Source organism: Paraburkholderia sp. EG287B, assembly GCF_040965595.1.
Classification (GTDB): Bacteria; Pseudomonadota; Gammaproteobacteria; order Burkholderiales; family Burkholderiaceae; genus Paraburkholderia.
In genome coordinates, this window is record NZ_JBFRCG010000008.1 from 165,862 (window position 1) to 182,717 (window position 16,856).

The 16,856-nt window shown below is 64.9% G+C and carries 14 protein-coding genes; 4 read left to right on the forward strand and 10 right to left on the reverse strand.

Translation table 11 applies throughout. The features are described from left to right. Positions 1-36: 36 nt before the first annotated feature. The gene (locus tag AB4Y40_RS16080; protein WP_133187752.1) at positions 37-498 is read right to left on the reverse strand and encodes a universal stress protein; all 462 of its coding nucleotides are present in this window, start codon (positions 496-498) and stop codon (positions 37-39) included. Positions 499-1,399: 901 nt separating this feature from the next. On the opposite strand from AB4Y40_RS16080, the gene flhD reads away from it, so the two are divergent. Together flhD and flhC are read left to right on the forward strand one after the other, a co-directional pair. Further along, positions 1,400-1,720: a flagellar transcriptional regulator FlhD gene (gene flhD, locus AB4Y40_RS16085; RefSeq protein ID WP_368688552.1), complete on the forward strand. Its 321-nt coding sequence runs from the start codon at positions 1,400-1,402 to the stop codon at positions 1,718-1,720. An 11-nt stretch (positions 1,721-1,731) separates the two neighbouring features. Continuing rightward, positions 1,732-2,334, forward strand: coding sequence for a flagellar transcriptional regulator FlhC (flhC, locus tag AB4Y40_RS16090; RefSeq protein ID WP_051481243.1), 603 nt, complete (start codon positions 1,732-1,734; stop codon positions 2,332-2,334). Positions 2,335-2,482: 148 nt separating this feature from the next. Here flhC and AB4Y40_RS16095 read toward each other — a convergent pair whose 3' ends face one another. From AB4Y40_RS16095 to AB4Y40_RS16135, 9 genes are all read right to left on the reverse strand, one after another. After that, on the reverse strand, positions 2,483-3,808 hold the full coding sequence (locus AB4Y40_RS16095) for an Nramp family divalent metal transporter (RefSeq protein ID WP_368688553.1): 1,326 nt from the start codon (positions 3,806-3,808) through the stop codon (positions 2,483-2,485). A 52-nt stretch (positions 3,809-3,860) separates the two neighbouring features. Then, positions 3,861-5,051, reverse strand: coding sequence for an acyl-CoA dehydrogenase family protein (locus AB4Y40_RS16100; protein ID WP_368688554.1), 1,191 nt, complete (start codon positions 5,049-5,051; stop codon positions 3,861-3,863). An 84-nt stretch (positions 5,052-5,135) separates the two neighbouring features. Further along, positions 5,136-5,792 carry a methionine ABC transporter permease gene (locus tag AB4Y40_RS16105; protein ID WP_368688555.1) on the reverse strand — a complete coding sequence of 219 codons (657 nt, stop codon included), beginning with the start codon at positions 5,790-5,792 and terminating at the stop codon, positions 5,136-5,138. Further along, the gene (locus AB4Y40_RS16110; RefSeq protein ID WP_368688556.1) at positions 5,785-6,900 is read right to left on the reverse strand and encodes a methionine ABC transporter ATP-binding protein; all 1,116 of its coding nucleotides are present in this window, start codon (positions 6,898-6,900) and stop codon (positions 5,785-5,787) included. Before AB4Y40_RS16110 ends, AB4Y40_RS16105 begins: the two co-directional genes overlap by 8 nt. A gap of 29 nt (positions 6,901-6,929) precedes the next feature. Continuing rightward, positions 6,930-7,766 (reverse strand): MetQ/NlpA family ABC transporter substrate-binding protein, encoded by an 837-nt coding sequence (locus AB4Y40_RS16115; RefSeq protein WP_368688557.1) that lies wholly within the window; start codon positions 7,764-7,766, stop codon positions 6,930-6,932. Positions 7,767-7,978: 212 nt separating this feature from the next. Continuing rightward, positions 7,979-9,547 carry an efflux transporter outer membrane subunit gene (locus tag AB4Y40_RS16120; RefSeq protein WP_368688558.1) on the reverse strand — a complete coding sequence of 523 codons (1,569 nt, stop codon included), beginning with the start codon at positions 9,545-9,547 and terminating at the stop codon, positions 7,979-7,981. 23 nt (positions 9,548-9,570) lie between these two features. Continuing rightward, positions 9,571-12,756, reverse strand: a complete 3,186-nt coding sequence (locus AB4Y40_RS16125) for an efflux RND transporter permease subunit (protein WP_368688559.1) — start codon at positions 12,754-12,756, stop codon at positions 9,571-9,573. A 103-nt stretch (positions 12,757-12,859) separates the two neighbouring features. Then, positions 12,860-14,077 (reverse strand): efflux RND transporter periplasmic adaptor subunit, encoded by a 1,218-nt coding sequence (locus AB4Y40_RS16130; protein ID WP_368688560.1) that lies wholly within the window; start codon positions 14,075-14,077, stop codon positions 12,860-12,862. Positions 14,078-14,146: 69 nt separating this feature from the next. Continuing rightward, positions 14,147-15,040 carry an alpha/beta hydrolase gene (locus AB4Y40_RS16135; protein WP_368688561.1) on the reverse strand — a complete coding sequence of 298 codons (894 nt, stop codon included), beginning with the start codon at positions 15,038-15,040 and terminating at the stop codon, positions 14,147-14,149. Positions 15,041-15,228: 188 nt separating this feature from the next. Here AB4Y40_RS16135 and AB4Y40_RS16140 point away from each other — a divergent pair, with 188 nt between their 5' ends. Together AB4Y40_RS16140 and AB4Y40_RS16145 are read left to right on the forward strand one after the other, a co-directional pair. Next, entirely contained in the window at positions 15,229-16,233 is a 1,005-nt protein-coding gene (locus AB4Y40_RS16140; protein ID WP_368688562.1) for a LysR family transcriptional regulator, read from the forward strand. A gap of 198 nt (positions 16,234-16,431) precedes the next feature. Then, positions 16,432-16,704 (forward strand): DUF4148 domain-containing protein, encoded by a 273-nt coding sequence (locus tag AB4Y40_RS16145; protein ID WP_368688563.1) that lies wholly within the window; start codon positions 16,432-16,434, stop codon positions 16,702-16,704. The last annotated feature ends 152 nt before the right edge of the window (positions 16,705-16,856 follow it).

A 16,856-nucleotide genomic window follows, 5' to 3' on the forward strand; every position in this document is an offset into this window, starting at 1 on the left:
GCAGTTACATTTGCTTCACGTCGCCTCTGCGGCGGCTCAGGCCGCCGCTTTCGCGGGCTCCGGGTCCGCCGCGGTAACGACCAGCACGCTGCACGACACGCGGTCGAGCAGCAGCCGGTCGTCGCGCCCATCCCACCAGCGCTTGAGCGGTCCGCGCCGGTGGTGCGCCACCACGATGAGGTCAGGCTGGAGTTCCGCGCAGTAGCTTGCGATCACGTCGATCGGCCGGCCCACCACGAAGTGCCCGGTTGCCACGAGCCCCTTGTCCTGCAGGCACGCCACCCCGTCACGCAGAATCTCGCGCGCCGCCTCTTCCGCGGCTTCGAACGGCACGGCGGACGCGATGTCCGTCCCCCATTGCAGCGGCGCCTGGTCGAGCACGGCCAGCAAATGCGTTTGCGCGTGGCATTCGCGCGCAAGGTCGGCGCCCTCACGCAAAGCCCGGCGGCCTTCGCGCGTTGCGTCGTAACACAGCAGAATCCTGTTGAACGAGGCCATGATCCCTCCCCCGATGATTTCCGGCGCCGGGCGGGCGAACGCGCCATGCCCGCAATGCCGCCTTGATTATTTCAGTTATATCACGTCATGATATAACTGGCACATCGGCAGTCGCTGTATACGGTATAGAAGGTGCGATGGTTATCGACAACGACTTTGAAATCGCCAGGCTGCCCTTCACCCGCGTATCGTCGGCGCGCGGGCCGGTCTGTTTACTGGGCGCCGCCCTCATCGAAGCAGTGCCCTGGCTGACCTGAAGCGGCAAAAAAACCGCCTCACCCGGATGCGTCTCGACAGCGACTCGCAAACGTTTCACAAGTGCGATCTTCGCGCAATATCCAGCCTGCATATTTTCCAGAAACCAACGGTGTGTCCCACCGTCTGCACTCGTAACATCTTAGTTACACATTGCCCTGTTACAGGTCGTCAGGGTCGAAACATCTGTTACAAACTCAATAGTCATAGGTATTAATCCGCAGAGCCGTATTTTTTACCTGTCAACCCAACTCCTTTCTAAACGTTTATTCCACCGGGCGGCGTTTTTCGTCCTTCGGCGATTCGTTGCGCAGGCCCCGTCGATCTGGCGAAAACCCTGATAAACCAAGGTGCTACGGCCTGTTTGAGCGCCCCCGCCAGTGTCGCGAGGGCGCGTCGCCAGCCTGGTATCAAATTGCAGCAAAACTTACCGAAAATAATTTACAACAGTACGATTATTTTTGATCCGAGGGATTGATTTCTGAGATAAGCCCTCATACAATTCCCTCCAAGGTTGTTACGAGATGTAACAACCTGTATCAAAGAGTCAGATCGAGCCAAAGAGCGAAGATCGACCACAAGACCAGAAAAGATACAACGGCGAAAAAGCCGGGGGGTTAAATTCGGGGCTTCGGAAACTAGAGAAATGGACCGCAGCAGCGAGACGCTGGAATCTATCCGCGAAATTAATTTGTCGTATCTGATGCTCGCACAGCGCATGCTGCGCGAGGACAAGCCAGTCGGCATGTTCCGACTGGGACTGTCGTCGGAACTGGCCGATCTGCTTGGCGCTCTGTCGCTCGCGCAGATCGTCAGGTTGGCCTCTTCCGACCAACTTCTCTGTTTTTTCCGCTTCGACGATCATGCGATGTTGTCCGCGCTCACGCAGACTTCCAGGCATGCCGACGTGGCGGCTACCCATGCGGCCATCCTGCTTGCGGGACAGCCGGCTGGTCAATACGCCTGAGGGTGACGTCCATGACTACGCGGCGCAGCCTCACCGAAGACGCTCAGGAAGTATTCCGCGCGATCGCACTGATCGAGCTGGGCGCACGCATGCAGGTGCTCGAAAGCGAACTCACGCTCTCGCGCGACCGCATGATCCGCCTGTATCGCGAGATCCGTGGCGTATCGCCGCCCAAAGGTATGCTGCCGTTCTCGGCGGACTGGTACATGACGTGGCTGGCCAACATCCACGCCTCGCTGTTCTATAACACGTACCTGTTCCTCAAGAACGAAGCGCGTTGCTCGCATCTCGACGCGCTCACCAAGGGGTTCCGGCTGTATCTGGAACACTGCCGCCACAGCGGGGCCGAGCCGGCGCTCGACCTCACGCGTGCGTGGACCCTGGTGCGATTTTTCGATGCCGATATTCTGCAGTTGACGCCTTGCTGCCGTTGCGGCGGTAAGTTCGTCGCGCATCGCCACGACCTTCAGCACAACGTCGTGTGCGGCGCATGCCAGCCTCCTTCGCGAGCCGGCAAGACGAAAAAGGCGGCTGCAGCGCGACGGGGCGCCGAGCAGACCGAGAGCGACCTTCCGGTAGTTGTAACATCGGATGGCATTGCCGAGGCTGCGTAAGCGTAGGAGAGCAGATCCGGACTAACCGGACGCGAGACCAAGACGCGAACCCGTCCGGTGCCTGAGCGCACCGGACGGCGAAGCGCTTTCTGATTGCCGCCTTTGCTTGCCGCCTGCATGGCGCGCGCCTGTTACATCTTTCCCTTCTTTAGCTTCCGCTGAACGTCTGCCAGACGAGCCACAGGTTCGCCGCCGAGATCACGACGAACAGGAACCACGCCAGCAACCGCGTGGGCAGCCGGTTCACGAACTCGCCCATCAGCGCACGATCGTTCGTCATGCGAATGAGCGGCCAGAGCGCGAACGGCAGCTGCAGACTCAGCACCACCTGGCTTGCCACCAGCAGCTTGCCCACCGCGCCGTTGCCGAGCAGCGCGACGCCCGCGAAGGCGGGAATCAGCGCGAGCACGCGCGTAATGAGTCGCCGCTGGTAGCACGGAATCTTCATCCTTAGGAAGCCTTCCATGATGACCTGGCCCGCCACGGTGCCCGTGAAGGTCGAGCTTTGCCCGGAGGCAAGCAGCGTGATCGCGAACAGCACCGCCGCCGCGCCCGTGCCGACGATCGGGGCGAGCAGCTTGTAGGCCTGTTCGATATCGGTGACCTGGGTGTGCCCGTTGGCGTGAAAGGCCGCCGCGGCCAGTATCAGGATGGCCGCGTTGATGAGCAGCGCGATCAGCAGCGAGACGATCGTGTCGAGGCGCGACAGGCCGATGGCCTGTGCGAGGCTCGCACGGTCGCGCTTGACGGCGCGCGTCTGCACGATCGACGAATGCAGGTAGAGGTTGTGCGGCATGATGGTCGCGCCGAGAATGCCGATCGCCAGATACAGCGGCTCCGCCGAGGAAATGGCGTGCCACGACGGCACCGCGCCCGCGAACACCGACGGCCAGTGCGGCTTCACGAGCGCGAGCTGGATCACGTAGCCCAAGCCTATCGTGGCGATGAGTCCGGCCATGATCGCCTCGAGCGAGCGGAAGTTCTTGCCCTTCAAGCCCAGCACGATGAGCGTGTCAAACGCCGTGAGCACCACGCCCACCATCAGCGAGCAGCCCAGCAGCAGGTGGAACGCGAGCGCGCCGCCCAGCACCTCGGCAAGATCGCAGGCGATGATCGAAAGCTCGGCGAGCACCCACTGGCCGAGCACCACGGGCCTTGAATAGCGCTCGCGCGAAAGCTCCGCGAGATCGCGCTGCGTGACGATGCCAAGACGCATGGAAAGGCATTGCAGCGCGATCGCCGCGAGGCTCGAGAGCACGACCACGAACAACAGGCTGTAACCGAAGCGCGAGCCCGCCTCGATGTCGGTGGCCCAGTTGCCCGGGTCCATGTAGCCGATCGACACCAGCAGGCCGGGGCCCGCGAATTGCCAGAACTTCTTCCAGAACGGCGCGCGCGGCGAAAACTCGATGCTGCCCTGCACTTCGGACGGGCAGAACGGCGCCGTCGCCGTAGTCGGTAGTCGGAATTCCAACGCTTCGATCCTCAAGGGTTGACGCGTCGCGGCACGTGACGCGATCGGGCCCTCAAGTGTACAGCGTCGGCTGCGGCACTTCTCTCAAGAGCGTATAGCGGCCCACGTCGCGCAGGCGATAGTCGAGCGGATCGTGCAGCGTATGCACGCGCGCATTGCGCCAGAAACGGTCGAGTGCGAGCGCCGCGCCCGTGGCGCGCGCGCCGCACGCCTCGAAGAGCTGCTCGCCGCCCTGGAGCGCGGCGCGGTGCGCGACGATCTTCGCCTCCGAAATCGCGAGCGAGACTTCGGCGCGCGTAATCGTGCTCAACGCCTCGCCTTCGTCCCACGCGGCGTCGAGCAGTGCGCCCGCACGATCGGCCAGCACCGCCGCCGCGAGCGACTGCACGCGCATTTCGCCGAAGCGCTGCTGCAGAAACGGGTCGTCGGCCACGTGCTGCACGCCCGAATTGACCCACGGGCGGCCGTTCGCGAGCACGTAGGCGCGCGCTTCCTCGAGCGCGCCTTCGGCGAGGCCCACGAACAGATTCGTCAGCACGCCTTGCGAGACCAGCGTGCGCAGCGTGGCGCGCGGCGTGTCGGGGCGCTGCAGCACTTCGGCGGCGCGCACTTCCACATTCTCGAACGACACCGTGCCGCTATCGGTCTGACGCTGGCCAATCGGGTCCCAGTCGTCGTGCACCGTGATCCCGGCGCGCGTGGTGGGCACGACCGCGAACACCGGGCTGCCCGTGGCAGGATCGTGCGCGCTCACGGTCATCATCTGCGAACCGTAGGTCCCCGAACAGAATCCCTTCCTGCCATGCAGACGCCAGCCGCCTTCCCTGTCCGGCTGCGCGACGAGCCGCGTGTCGATGGGATTCACGGCATTGCCCCACCACCAGCGATGCTCGACGGTGCCTTGTAGCCAGGTCGCGCGCTGCGCGGCGCTGCCCCACAATGCGACGCTCGCCACCTGCAGGCACTGAAAGCCGAGCAGATGCGCAAGCGCACTGTCGACGCGAGCGAGCGCGCGGATCGTCGCGTAGATCTCGCTCCAGCGCACGCCATCCTGGCCGAACGGCCCGCCGAATTCGCGCGGCACGGCGAGCGTGAGCAGCCCGGCATCGGCAATGCGCTGCTTTTCGGCGGCTGCGTGGCCGCCTGCGAGATCGCGTTGCGCCGCGTTCGCGCGCAGCGCTTCGAGTAGCGCGGCGAAACGCGCGTCCTGTTCCTGCCCGCGTGGGCGCTGTGCTTCGTTCATACCCATAGTTCCCGAATGTGATGCCCGAAAAGCGAAGCGCGCAGCAAGCGGGCTGCGCGCGTCATGTCGAACGGCTCGCGCCGCTCAAGTTCGCCGCAAAAGACGCCGCACCAGCGCGTCGCCCGTGAACTGCACTACCGCGACGATCGCGATCAGCAGCACGATCACGGTGACCATGACCGTCGTGTCGAAGCGCTGATAGCCGTAGCGTATCGCGAGATCGCCGAGACCACCCGCGCCGACGGCGCCCGCCATCGCCGAGGAGCCGATCATCGCCACCACGGTGATCGTGAAGCCGCCGAGCATGCCGGGCAGCGCCTCGGGCAACAGCACATGCCAGACGATATGGCGGCGCTGCGCGCCCATGGCCTGGGCCGCCTCGATCAAACCGCGATCGACTTCGCGCAAGCTCACCTCGGCCACGCGCGCGAAGAACGGAATGGCCGCAATGGAAAGCGGCACCACGGCGGCCCACACGCCGATCGTCGTACCCACGAGCAAGCGCGTGAGCGGCAGCAGCGCGACCAGCAGGATGATGAAAGGCGTGGAGCGGAACGCATTGACGAGCGCCCCCAGCGTGGTGTTGAGCGCGGGCCGCTCCAGGATGCCGCCGCGCGCGGTCGTGACGAGCAGCAACGCGATGGGAATACCGATCAGGAGTGCGAATATCGCCGATACGCCGACCATCAGCAATGTGTCGCGTATTCCTGCGAGGAGTTCGGTGATCCACACGTCAGACATAGCCCAGCACCTCCACGCGGCTCGCATGACCACGCGCGCGCTCGGCAAGCGAAGCGGCCTCGGCGGCGTTCTGCGCCGGCGCGCTGATAACTAGCCGCCCTTGCGCACGCCCCTGGATCCGCTCGATACCGCCATGCACGAAGCGCACGCCCTGCGCGCCGAACGCCTGTGCGAGCGTGGCGAGGTCGGGCTCTTGCGCCTCGTCGCCGGTGAAGCGCACGTCGAACAGTGCGTGCGCGCCCGCTTGCGGTTCAGCGTGAATACGCGCCGCCAGATCGTCGGGCAACTCGTGGCCGGGCGTGTGCAGGAGCGCGCGCGTCGCTTCGTGCCGGGGATCGCCGAACACGCGCCACACGGGCCCCTGCTCCACCACCTCGCCGCGCTCGATCACCGCAACCGTGTCGCAAACGTCGCGTATCACCTCCATCTCGTGCGTGATGAGCACGATCGTGACGCCGAGCCGCCGGTTGATGTCGCGCAGCAGCGCGAGAATGGCGCGCGTGGTTTCCGGGTCGAGCGCCGACGTCGCCTCATCGCAGAGCAGGATATCGGGCTCGTGCACGAGCGCGCGTGCAATGCCCACGCGCTGCTTCTGGCCACCGGAAAGGCGCGCGGGCCACGCGTCGCGTCGTTCGCTCAAGCCGACGAGATCGAGCAGCACGTTCACGCGCGCCTCGATGTCGACCTTCGGCACACCCGCGATTTTCAGCGGCAGTGCGATGTTGTCGTGCACGGTCTTGGCGGAAAGCAGATTGAAGTGCTGGAACACCATGCCGATGCGCCGCCGCAGCGCCACCAGAGCACGCTCGTCGAGCGCACCTACGTCCACGCCGTTCACCCGTACGCCGCCGCTCGTGGGCTTTTCGAGCCCGTTCACGAGCCGCAGCAGCGTGGACTTGCCCGCGCCGCTGCGCCCGATGATGCCGAAAACTTCGCCGCGCACCACCTGCAAGCCGACGCCCGCTAGCGCCGCCTGCACGCCTGGCGCATAAGTCTTGCCGACGTTTTCGAACACCACCGCAGGCTGCGATGCATCGGCATTGCTCTGCCCCTCCCCCGCCGCCGGCCCCGCCTCGATAAAGCGCGCCGCTCCGAACCATTTCATCATCGCTGCTCCTCTTGCGTGAATTGCGCGCGTTACCAGGCGACCGCGTAGAGGTTGCCGAAGGCCTTGTCGAGTTCCTTGCGCACGGCCGGCGAATGCTGATAGATGTCGATGAACTTGCGGATGCGCGGATCGTTCACGCTCTCGGGCCGCACCACGAACTGGATCGCGAACGCCTTGTTCTCCACGCCATCGAACAGCAGCGCGCTATTCGGATCGGTGGTGCCCGCGAGCTTGATGAAGCTCGGGTAGCCTTGCGCGAGATCGACGTCGTCGAGCGAGCGCACCAGTTGCGACGCTTCGAGCTGCACGATCTTGAGGTGTTTGGGATTGGCAACGATGTCGAGCGTCGTGGCGCGATAGTCCACGCCCGGCTTGAGCTTGATGAGGCCCGCGCGCTGCAGCAGCAGGAGGCCGCGGCCGCCGTTCACGGGATCGTTCGCGATGGCGACCGTCGCGCCATCCTTCAGGCCTTCGAAGCGTTTCACCTTCTTCGAATACAGGCCGATCTTCATGATCGTGCCCGGCGCGATGGCGACGAACCTGTAGCCGCCCTGCTGTTCGGCGTTTTCCAGAAACGGCTTGTGCTGGAAGTAGTTGGCGTCGATATCCTTGTTCGCCAGCGCGGCGTTGGGCGTATTCCAGTCGGTGAATTCGATGATCTTCACGTCTACACCCTGCGCCTTCGCCTCGCGCGCCGCTTCCTGGAGCGCGGGCGTTTGCGGCGTGGTGGCAATGCCGATCTTGAGCGTCGCAGTGTCGGCGTGCGCGTCGAGCGCCGCTGCCGCAAGCGACACGGCGATTGCCGTCAGCAGACCGAAGCGCTGGAAAAAGGAAGGGCGCCCCACGGCGCGCACGGCACGGATCATCGCTTTCCCCGGATGGAAGTTGGACTTCGTTCAGTGAGGAGCGACGCGATGAGGGCCCATCGCGTTGGCTCCAGATGGGTCCAGACGATGATAGGGGCGCGGCGGGGCCGGGTCTACGAAGCGATTGCGCAAAGGAAATCGCCGCCTGCGATATGCACAGGCGGCGAGCGTTTTGGCTTCTTACCGGGGGTTAGCGCGCGGTTCAACGCGGTTTAACGCGCCGCGAGCGGCGCCGGCGGTGTCGGCGTACCGTCGCCGGGCTTCGCGTCGCCCCAGCCGCCGCCCAGCGCGCGGATCAGGTTGACGGTCGCCACGGCCTGCGAACCCTGCAGATGGCTGGCCTGCAATTGCGACACGAGCACCGTCCGTTCGCTGTCGATCACGTTCAGATAGCTGACCTCGCCTTCTTCATACTGCGTACGCGAAAGCGACGCCGACTGCTGCGAGGCGCTCACCGCGTCGTTCTGCTCGCGGATCTGGTCGTCGAGCAGGCGCAGGTCGGATAGATTGTCCTCGACATCGCGGAACGCCACGAGCACCTGTTGCCGGTATTGCGCAACGTCTTCGTCGTACTTGGCGCGCGCCTGTGCAAGATTCGCCTTGCGCCGGCCACCGTCGAACAGCGGCAGCGTGAGCGCCGTGCCCGCGAGCGGCCCGAGCAGGAACGCGCGGCTCGACCACATGAACAGGTCGCCGAGCGTGGCCGACTCGAAGCCAGCTGCACCCGTGATGTTGAGCTGCGGGAAGAACGCCGACTTTGCGAGACCCACGCGCGCGTTTGCGGCCGCCATCGCACGCTCGGCCGCGGCAACGTCAGGGCGGCGTTCCAGCAACGTGGAAGGCAGGCCCGGCGGCACTTGCACGAGCACGGGCGCGAGCGGCGTTTCGGGGAACGTGAAGTCGGCGGGCGCCTTGCCGAGCAGGATTGCGAGGCTGTGCTCCGAAGCCGCGCGCTGACGCGCGACGCCCACCGCGTCGGCACGCGCGCTCGCGAGTTCGTTGCGCGCCTGTGCCACGTCCAGCGCGCTGATGTCGCCTTCCTTGAAGCGGCGCTCGACGAGCTTGAGCGCGTCTTCACGCAGCGTCACCGTGCGGCGGTACAGATCGACGTCCGAGTCGAACTGGCGCAGCTGGAAGTAGTTCTGTGCAACGTCGGCCTGCAACGCGAGCAGCACTGAGAGGTACAAGGCTTCGCTCTGCTGGGCGTCTGCCTGGGAGGCGTGAACGTTCGAACTCACGCGGCCGAACAAGTCGACTTCATAGCTTGCCGTAGCCTGTGCGCGCCACAGCGTTTGAGCGGGCACGTTGTAGTTTTGCGGGAAATACAGCGAAGCCGGCGAGGCACGCTGATACGTCGGGCCGAAGCCCGCATCGATCGACGGGAACCACGAGGCGCGCGCGGCCTGCGTCACGGCGCGCGCCTGCTGCACGCGCGCGGCGGCCGCCTTGAGGTCCTGGTTCGCTTCGAGCGCCTGTTGCTCGAGCTTGTCGAGCGTCGCGTCGCCGAACACCGTCCACCATTCGCCGCGATGGGTGTCGTCGGCGGGCTGCGCGGGCGTCCACGCGCCCACGTCGTGCGGATTCGTGCTCTGCGTTTGCTGCGGCGTTTCCTTGTAGGCCGCTGGCACGGCGGCGTCGGGCACTTTGTAGGTCGGCTCGACCGAGCATGCCGCGAGCCAGGCAAAGAGCGCGACGCTCGCCGCGATTCGGGTGATACGCGCGAGATGCCCGCCTCCCGGCGCGGCATTCGCGCTAGAGCGCAAGATGGATTCGTTAGTCATGTTGATCATTTTCCCTTGTCGCTTTACGCGTCGACCATCGACTGCGGCTTGCGCGCATTGTCCTTCTGCGCGACGTGAATCTTGCCGCCCGCGAGCGTGCGCAGCACCACATAGAACACCGGCGTCAGCAACAGGCCGAACGCGGTCACGCCGAGCATGCCGAAGAACACGGCCACGCCCATTGCATGACGCATTTCCGAACCCGCGCCGCTCGAGAGCACGAGCGGCACCACGCCCATGATGAACGCGATGGACGTCATCAGGATCGGGCGCAGACGCAGACGGCTCGCCTCGATGGCAGCGGTAAGCGGCGTGTGTCCGTCATGCTCCAGCTCGCGCGCAAACTCGACGATCAGGATCGCGTTCTTCGAAGCGAGCCCCACCAGCACCATCAGGCCGATCTGCGTGAAGATGTTGTTGTCGCCCTGCGTGAGCCACACGCCCGTCAATGCACACAGCACGCTCATCGGCACGATCAGGATCACGGCGAGCGGCAGCGTCAGGCTCTCGTAGAGCGCCGCCAGCACGAGGAACACGAGCAGCACGCTGATCGGGAACACCCAGATGCCCGCATTGCCCGCCAGCACCTGCTGGTACGTGAGGTCGGTCCACTCGAACTTCACGCCGCGCGGCAGCACTTCAGCCGCGATGCGTTCCGCCGCTGCCTGCGCCTGGCCCGACGAATAACCGGGCGCCGGGCCGCCGTTGATGTCGGCCGCGGTGTAGCCGTTGTAGCGCACCACCATCTCGGGGCCATACGTGGGCGTGACCGTGACGAGCGACGAGAGCGGCACCATTTCGCCTGCGGCGTTGCGCGTCTTCAGTTGCAGGATGTCGTCGGCCCGCTGGCGGAACGGCGCATCGGCCTGCACGCGCACCTGATACACGCGCCCGAAGCGGTTGAAGTCGTTCACGTAGAGCGAACCCAGATAGATCTGCATCGTGTCGAACACGTCCGTGACCGGCACGCCGAGCTGCTTCGCCTTCGTGCGGTCGAGATCGACGTTCAGCTGCGGCACGTTGATCTGATAGTTCGTGAACGTCGGGCCCAGCTCCCGCGTTTGCGCCGCGCGCTTGACGAAGTCCTGGGTCGCACGGTTGAGCGCCTCATAGCCGAGCGCACCATGATCCTCCAACTGCATCTTGAAGCCGCCCAGCGTACCGAGGCCGAGCACCGGCGGCGGTGGGAACACGGCGATGAACGAATCCTTGATGCCGGCGTACTGCTGGTTCAGCGCACCCGCAATCGCACCTGCGGAAAGCGCCTTGCCCTTGCGCTCCTTGAACGGCTTGAGCGTGACGAACACGATGCCCGCACTCGAACTATTCGTGAAGCCGTTCACCGAAAGGCCCGGGAACGCCACGGCGCTTTCCACGCCGGGCTGCTTGAGCGCGATGGCGCTCATGTCGCGAATCACGTTCTCGGTGCGGTCGAGCGCGGCGCCGTTGGGCAGTTGCGCGAACGCGATCAGATACTCCTTGTCCTGCGCGGGCACGAAACCGCCCGGCACCACACGCGCCATCAGCACCGTGGCGGCGATCAGCACCACATAGACCGCGAGCATCGCGCCCTTGTGGCGCAGCACGCCGTTCACGCCGCGCCCATAGCTTTCCGAGCCGCGATGGAACACCTGGTTGAAGCGGCGGAAAAAGCCGCCCAGCACGAGGTTCATCCCACGCGTGAGCCAGTCTTCCTTCTCGCCGTGACCGCGCAGCAGCAGCGCCGAAAGCGCGGGCGAAAGCGTGAGCGAGTTGAACGCCGAGATCACCGTGGAAATCGCGATGGTCATCGCGAACTGCTTGTAGAACTGGCCCGTGAGACCGCTCATGAACGCGAGCGGCACGAACACGGCCACGAGCGTGAGCGCAATGGCGATGATCGGTCCGCTCACCTCCTGCATGGCCTTGTACGTCGCGTCGCGCGCGGATAACCCGCTGGCGATATTGCGCTCCACGTTTTCCACCACCACGATCGCATCGTCGACCACGATCCCGATGGCGAGCACCATCCCGAACAGCGATAGCGCGTTGATCGAGAACCCGAACGCGAGCAGCAGCGAGAACGTCCCGACGATCGACACCGGCACCGCGATCAACGGAATGATCGAGGCACGCCATGTTTGCAGGAACACGATCACCACGATCACCACGAGCGCGATCGCTTCGAGCAGCGTATGCACCACGGCTTCGATACTGGAGCGCACGAACTGCGTGGGGTCGTAGACAATCTTGTAATCCACGCCCGCCGGCATGTCCTGCTTGAGCTCCTTCATCGCCGCGCGCACCTGGTCCGAAATCGCGAGCGAGTTCGCACCAGGCGCCTGGTTGATGGCGAGCGCTACGGCCGGCTTGTTGTCGAGCAGCGAGCGCAGGCCGTATTCGGAGGCCGCCAGCTCGATACGCGCAATATCGCGCAAGTAGGTCACGCCGCCATCGGGATTCGTCTTGACGATGATGTTGCCGAACTCGCTTTCCGTGCGCAGACGGCCGCGCGCATTGACGTTGAGCTGGAACGGCGTGCCGGGGACGCTCGGCGACGCGCCGATCACGCCCGCCGCCACCTGCACGTTCTGCTCGCGAATCGCGTTGACCACGTCGTTCGCGGTGAGGTTGCGCTGCGCCACCTTCTGCGGATCGAGCCAGATGCGCATCGCGTAGTCGCCCGAGCCCCACAGCTGCACCTCGCCCACGCCCTGGATGTTCGAGAGGCGGTCCTTCACGTTGAGCAGCGCGTAATTGCGCAGGTACGTCATGTCGTACCGGTTGTCCGGCGAGATCAGGTGCACCACCATCGTGAGCGTAGGCGAGCTCTTGATGGTCGTGATGCCGAGACGCTGCACGTCTTCCGGCAGGCGCGGCAGCGCCTGGTTCACGCGGTTCTGCACGAGCTGCGTGGCCTTGTCCGGGTCGGTGCCGAGACGAAACGTGACCGTGAGCGTGAGATTGCCGTCGCTATTGGCTTGCGACTGCATGTACAGCATGTTCTCGACGCCGTTGATCTGCTCTTCGAGCGGCGCGGCGACGGCTTCGGCGATCACCTTCGGGTTCGCACCCGGATACTGCGCGTGGACCACCACCGAAGGCGGCACGACCTCGGGATACTCGGAGATCGGCAACTGGAACAGCGCGATCACGCCGGCCAGCAGGATCAGCACGGACAGCACGCCCGCGAAGATCGGCCGGTCGATGAAGAATTTCGATATGTTCATGGGTTGCTCTTGTTCATGACGCTCAATTTGACGCGAATCTTGCTGCTTAGGCCTCCTGATGGACGTACAGGCGCAGGCTGCGATCGCCTGCGCCCGCCGCCCGTCAGGACGTTTTCGCTGCCTTGGCGCCGGGGTTCGCTGCCGTATTGGTCGAATCGGCGTCGGGGTCGCCGTTCATCGGCACCATGTGCGAGCGCACGGCTTCACCGGGGCGTACGCGCTGTGTGCCGTTCACCACTACGTGGTCGCCCGCCTTCAGGCCGTCCAGAATCACGCGCAGGTTGCCCTGCTGGCCCCCCGTTTGCACCGTGCGGTAAGCGATCTTGCCGCTGTTATCCACGACGTAAACAAACTTCTTGTCCTGGTCGGTGCCGATGGCGGCGTCGTCCACGAGCAGCGCCGGGTGCGGGGCGCTGCCGCTCACCTTGATGCGTGCGTAAAGCCCCGGCACCAGCGCGCCGTCGGCGTTGTCGAAGCGCGCGCGCACGCGGATCGTGCCCGAGGTGGTGTCGAGACGGTTGTCCACCGACTCGATCGTGCCCGTGCGCGAATAGCCCGATTCGTTCGCCAGACCCAGTTCCACCGGCACCTTCGAGCCATTCTTCATGTGGCTGATGTAGTCGAGATAGGTCTGCTCGTCGGCGTCGAACTCGGCGTAGATGGGCGAAACGGAAACGAGCGTCGTGAGCGGCGCGGCGCTCGCACCGGCGGATACGACGTTGCCCACCGTGATCTCGGCGCGCGACACACGCCCGGCAACCGGCGCGACGATGCGCGTGTAGCCCAGGTTGATCTGCGCGGCTTCGAGCGCGGCCTGCGCGGCCTTGAGATTAGCGTTTGCTTCGCGCGAGGCGTTCTGCTTCTCGTCGTAATCGCGCTTGGCGATGGCGTTGTCGCCAATCAGACGCTGCGCGCGCTCCCAGTCGCTTTGCGCGTAGCCCGTGCGCGCCTGGGCGGCGGCAAGCTGCGCCGCGGCCTGATCGACGGCCGCCTGGTACGGCCGCGGGTCGATCACGAACAGGGTCTCGCCCTGCTTCACGAGCGCGCCGTCACGGAAGTTCACGGAGACGATCGTGCCGGAAACCTGCGGACGTATCTCCACTTTCTCGACGGCGGCCATGCGGCCCGAGTAGGTCTGCCAGTCGGTGATCGTGCGGTTGAGCACGGGTGCGACATCGACCTCCGGTGCGGGCGGCGCTTCAGCGGCAACGGCAGGGTGCGAGTCGAGGCGGATGGCACCGAGGGTGCCGAGGCCCGCGACCACCAGCACGCCAATGACCGCTAGCGCGATACGGGTTCGGGATTGCGAAAAAAGTGACATGTCGGACTCCAGAAATAATGGTTGATTGTTCTTCACTGGTTCGGCAGCACCGCCGCAAGGGTGCTTCGTCTATGACGCCCCCGCGTCGAAGCAACATTGGAAAAACCGTACGGCTTCGCTGAGCGCGGCCGGATGCGCCGCGAGGTTCGCGTGCGAAACGCTCGGGTAGCGCACCACCTGGGTGCGCACGCCCGCGTCGATCAGGCGGCTCGCGTACTTCTCCGCTTCGATGTGCAGCACGTCGTTCTGTGCGGTCACGATGAGCGTGGGCGGCAAGCCGCCAAGACGCAGCGATTCGAGCGGCGCGGCGTACGGATGCATGCGCTGCGTCGCATCGGGCAGATACGCGCGATAACACGCCGCGCATTCGCTTGCGGTGATATCCGAGCCAAGGCGCGCCTCATCGCCAAGACGCGTGAGGCTCGGGTCGAGCATCGGCGCAAACAGGGCCTGCGCCGCGAGCTTTACGTCGCCGCGATCGCGGCCCATGAAGGCGAGCACGTTGGCGATCTGGCCGCCCGCGTCGTGGCCCGCCGCGATCACGCGCTTCGGACTGCCGCCGAACGCGCGGGCCCGCGTGAGCGCCCACAGCGCCGCGCGATGCGCATCTTCGGGTGCGGCGGGAAACGGGTGCTTCGGCGCGAGCGAATACCCCACGCTCACCACGAGCGCTGGTAAGCGTTCTGCGAGAAACCGGCCCACCGCATCCGCTTCCTCGATGGACCCGCGCACGAAGCCGCCGCCGTGGAAATACAGCAACACCGGCAGGCCATTCGCGGCTTCGGGGCGGTACAGGCGCAGCGGAATCTGCTGGGCGTAGCCTTCGATCACGACGTCGGTCGTGAGCAGCGCGCGCACCTTGCCAGGCTTGGCGGACGCGGTATCGGGCAGGGCCGCTGGCACTTCGGCCAGCGGCGCTTCCTCCGCGGAGGTCCAAGACGTTGGGCGTTTAAAGACATCCATGTCAAATCGGCGCAATGCGCGAGAGTAGATTCGAATGAGGCGAATTGTGGGTTCGGCAGACTTGCAAATAAATGCCTATAATCCGGCAACACAATTCGGCGCACCTGAACAATCTGTCTCCTCTTTCTGCGCGGGCGTTTCTTTCGAATGCCGCGCGCCGTGCGACCGAAGCTTTTTGGAGAGTGGCAATGGACCGCCTTCAGGCCATGCAGGTGTTCACCCGCGTCGTCGATACCAACAGCTTCACGCGTGCTGCCGAAACGCTCGACATGCCGCGTGCTTCGGTCACGACGATCATTCAGAATCTCGAAGCGTTTCTCGGCGTGCGCCTCATGCATCGCACCACGCGCCGTCTGTCGCTCACGCCCGATGGCGCGGCGTACTACGAGCGCTGCGTGCGCATTCTCGCGGACGTCGAAGAAACGGAAACCACATTCCAGGATCGCAACCGCAAACCGCACGGCAAACTGCGCATCGACATGCCCGGCTCGATCGGGCGGCTCATCGTAATTCCGTCGCTGTGCGAATTCCACGGCCGCTATCCGGACATCGACCTGCAACTCGGGCTATCCGATCGCCCCGTGGACTTGCTGCAGGAAGGCGTGGACTGCGTGGTGCGCGTGGGGGCGCTGCAGGATTCGTCGCTGGTCGCGCGGCGCATCGGCATTTTCGAAGGCGTGTCGTGCGCGTCGCCGTCGTATCTGGAGCGCCACGGCACGCCGCAAACGCTCGAAGAACTGGCCGAGCATCGCGCCGTGAACTACTTCTCGTCGCGCACGGGACGCGTGATGGACTGGGCGTTTCTCGTCGACGGCAAGGAAGTGGAGGTCAAGCTCAAGAGCATGGTCTCGGTGAACGACGCGGACGCTTACGTGACCTGCGGCATCGAAGGCTTCGGCCTGATTCAGGGGCCGCGCTACATGGTGCTGCCGCACCTGAAGTCGGGCGCGCTCGTCGAGGTGCTGCCCGATTACAAGCCGCTGCCCATGCCGATCTCGGCCGTCTATCCGCACAGCCGCCATCTGTCACCCAAAGTGCGCGTGTTCGTGGACTGGATCGCAGAAGTGTTCGACCGCTGCCCGCTCCTGAGCGGCCGCGCCTCGCTCGACAAGGCCTGCACGATGCGCACGCTCGAAGAGCGCGAAAACGCGCCGTCACTCGAAACGCCCGTTATCTCCGAGTGGGCCGCATAGGCCGGGTCGCGTAACGCCGTCGCGCTGCGCCAACCCTCGAAGCCGCGCCCGCAAAGGCTTGCGCGGGCGCGGCGCAGCGATTGTTCCGGATTTTCGACAATTGCTTTCGCGTTCGAGCCGTTTATCGCAAACGGCTGCGCAACTACATTTGCTCCTGTCGCCGCGACCCACGTGGCACCAGTACAAAAGGAGCAGATCATGAAACGCACTCTCGCAACCGCCATTGGCGCCACGCTCGTTCTCTCGCTCGCCGCCAGCGCTTCGGTCTTCGCCCAGGACAACAGCGCCCCGAAAACCCGCGCCGAAGTGAAGGCGGAAATCGCCGCCGCGTACCGCGACGGCACGCTGCCCTCGCTGAACAAGACGAGCTACCCCGAGCAAAGCCTGATCGGCCGCACGCAAGCGCAACGCATCGCGCTGCAGGAAAGCCGCGCGAACAACGCCCAGCGCGTTGCGCAGACTGGCGAATAAGCCCGCAAGACGCATCGGCATTTCGATTGCAAGACGAAAAACGTAGGAGTCCAACATGAATCCCAGCGTACCTTCCGAACTCGAGCAGTGGGGCAACACCACGCCCGTGTGGACGCCGTTTCGGCATTGAAATGTGAAGCGCGCGTGAAGAT

What these genes read in the sequence shown, in the direction of transcription:
- AB4Y40_RS16080 (WP_133187752.1), bottom strand. Translation starts at nt 498, where the DNA reads ATGGCCTCGTTCAACAGGATTCTGCTGTGTTACGACGCAACGCGCGAA.
- flhD (WP_368688552.1), top strand. Translation starts at nt 1,400, where the DNA reads ATGGACCGCAGCAGCGAGACGCTGGAATCTATCCGCGAAATTAATTTG.
- flhC (WP_051481243.1), top strand. Translation starts at nt 1,732, where the DNA reads ATGACTACGCGGCGCAGCCTCACCGAAGACGCTCAGGAAGTATTCCGC.
- AB4Y40_RS16100 (WP_368688554.1), bottom strand. Translation starts at nt 5,051, where the DNA reads ATGAACGAAGCACAGCGCCCACGCGGGCAGGAACAGGACGCGCGTTTC.
- AB4Y40_RS16105 (WP_368688555.1), bottom strand. Translation starts at nt 5,792, where the DNA reads ATGTCTGACGTGTGGATCACCGAACTCCTCGCAGGAATACGCGACACA.
- AB4Y40_RS16110 (WP_368688556.1), bottom strand. Translation starts at nt 6,900, where the DNA reads ATGATGAAATGGTTCGGAGCGGCGCGCTTTATCGAGGCGGGGCCGGCG.
- AB4Y40_RS16115 (WP_368688557.1), bottom strand. Translation starts at nt 7,766, where the DNA reads ATGATCCGTGCCGTGCGCGCCGTGGGGCGCCCTTCCTTTTTCCAGCGC.
- AB4Y40_RS16120 (WP_368688558.1), bottom strand. Translation starts at nt 9,547, where the DNA reads ATGACTAACGAATCCATCTTGCGCTCTAGCGCGAATGCCGCGCCGGGA.
- AB4Y40_RS16125 (WP_368688559.1), bottom strand. Translation starts at nt 12,756, where the DNA reads ATGAACATATCGAAATTCTTCATCGACCGGCCGATCTTCGCGGGCGTG.
- AB4Y40_RS16130 (WP_368688560.1), bottom strand. Translation starts at nt 14,077, where the DNA reads ATGTCACTTTTTTCGCAATCCCGAACCCGTATCGCGCTAGCGGTCATT.
- AB4Y40_RS16135 (WP_368688561.1), bottom strand. Translation starts at nt 15,040, where the DNA reads ATGGATGTCTTTAAACGCCCAACGTCTTGGACCTCCGCGGAGGAAGCG.
- AB4Y40_RS16140 (WP_368688562.1), top strand. Translation starts at nt 15,229, where the DNA reads ATGGACCGCCTTCAGGCCATGCAGGTGTTCACCCGCGTCGTCGATACC.
- AB4Y40_RS16145 (WP_368688563.1), top strand. Translation starts at nt 16,432, where the DNA reads ATGAAACGCACTCTCGCAACCGCCATTGGCGCCACGCTCGTTCTCTCG.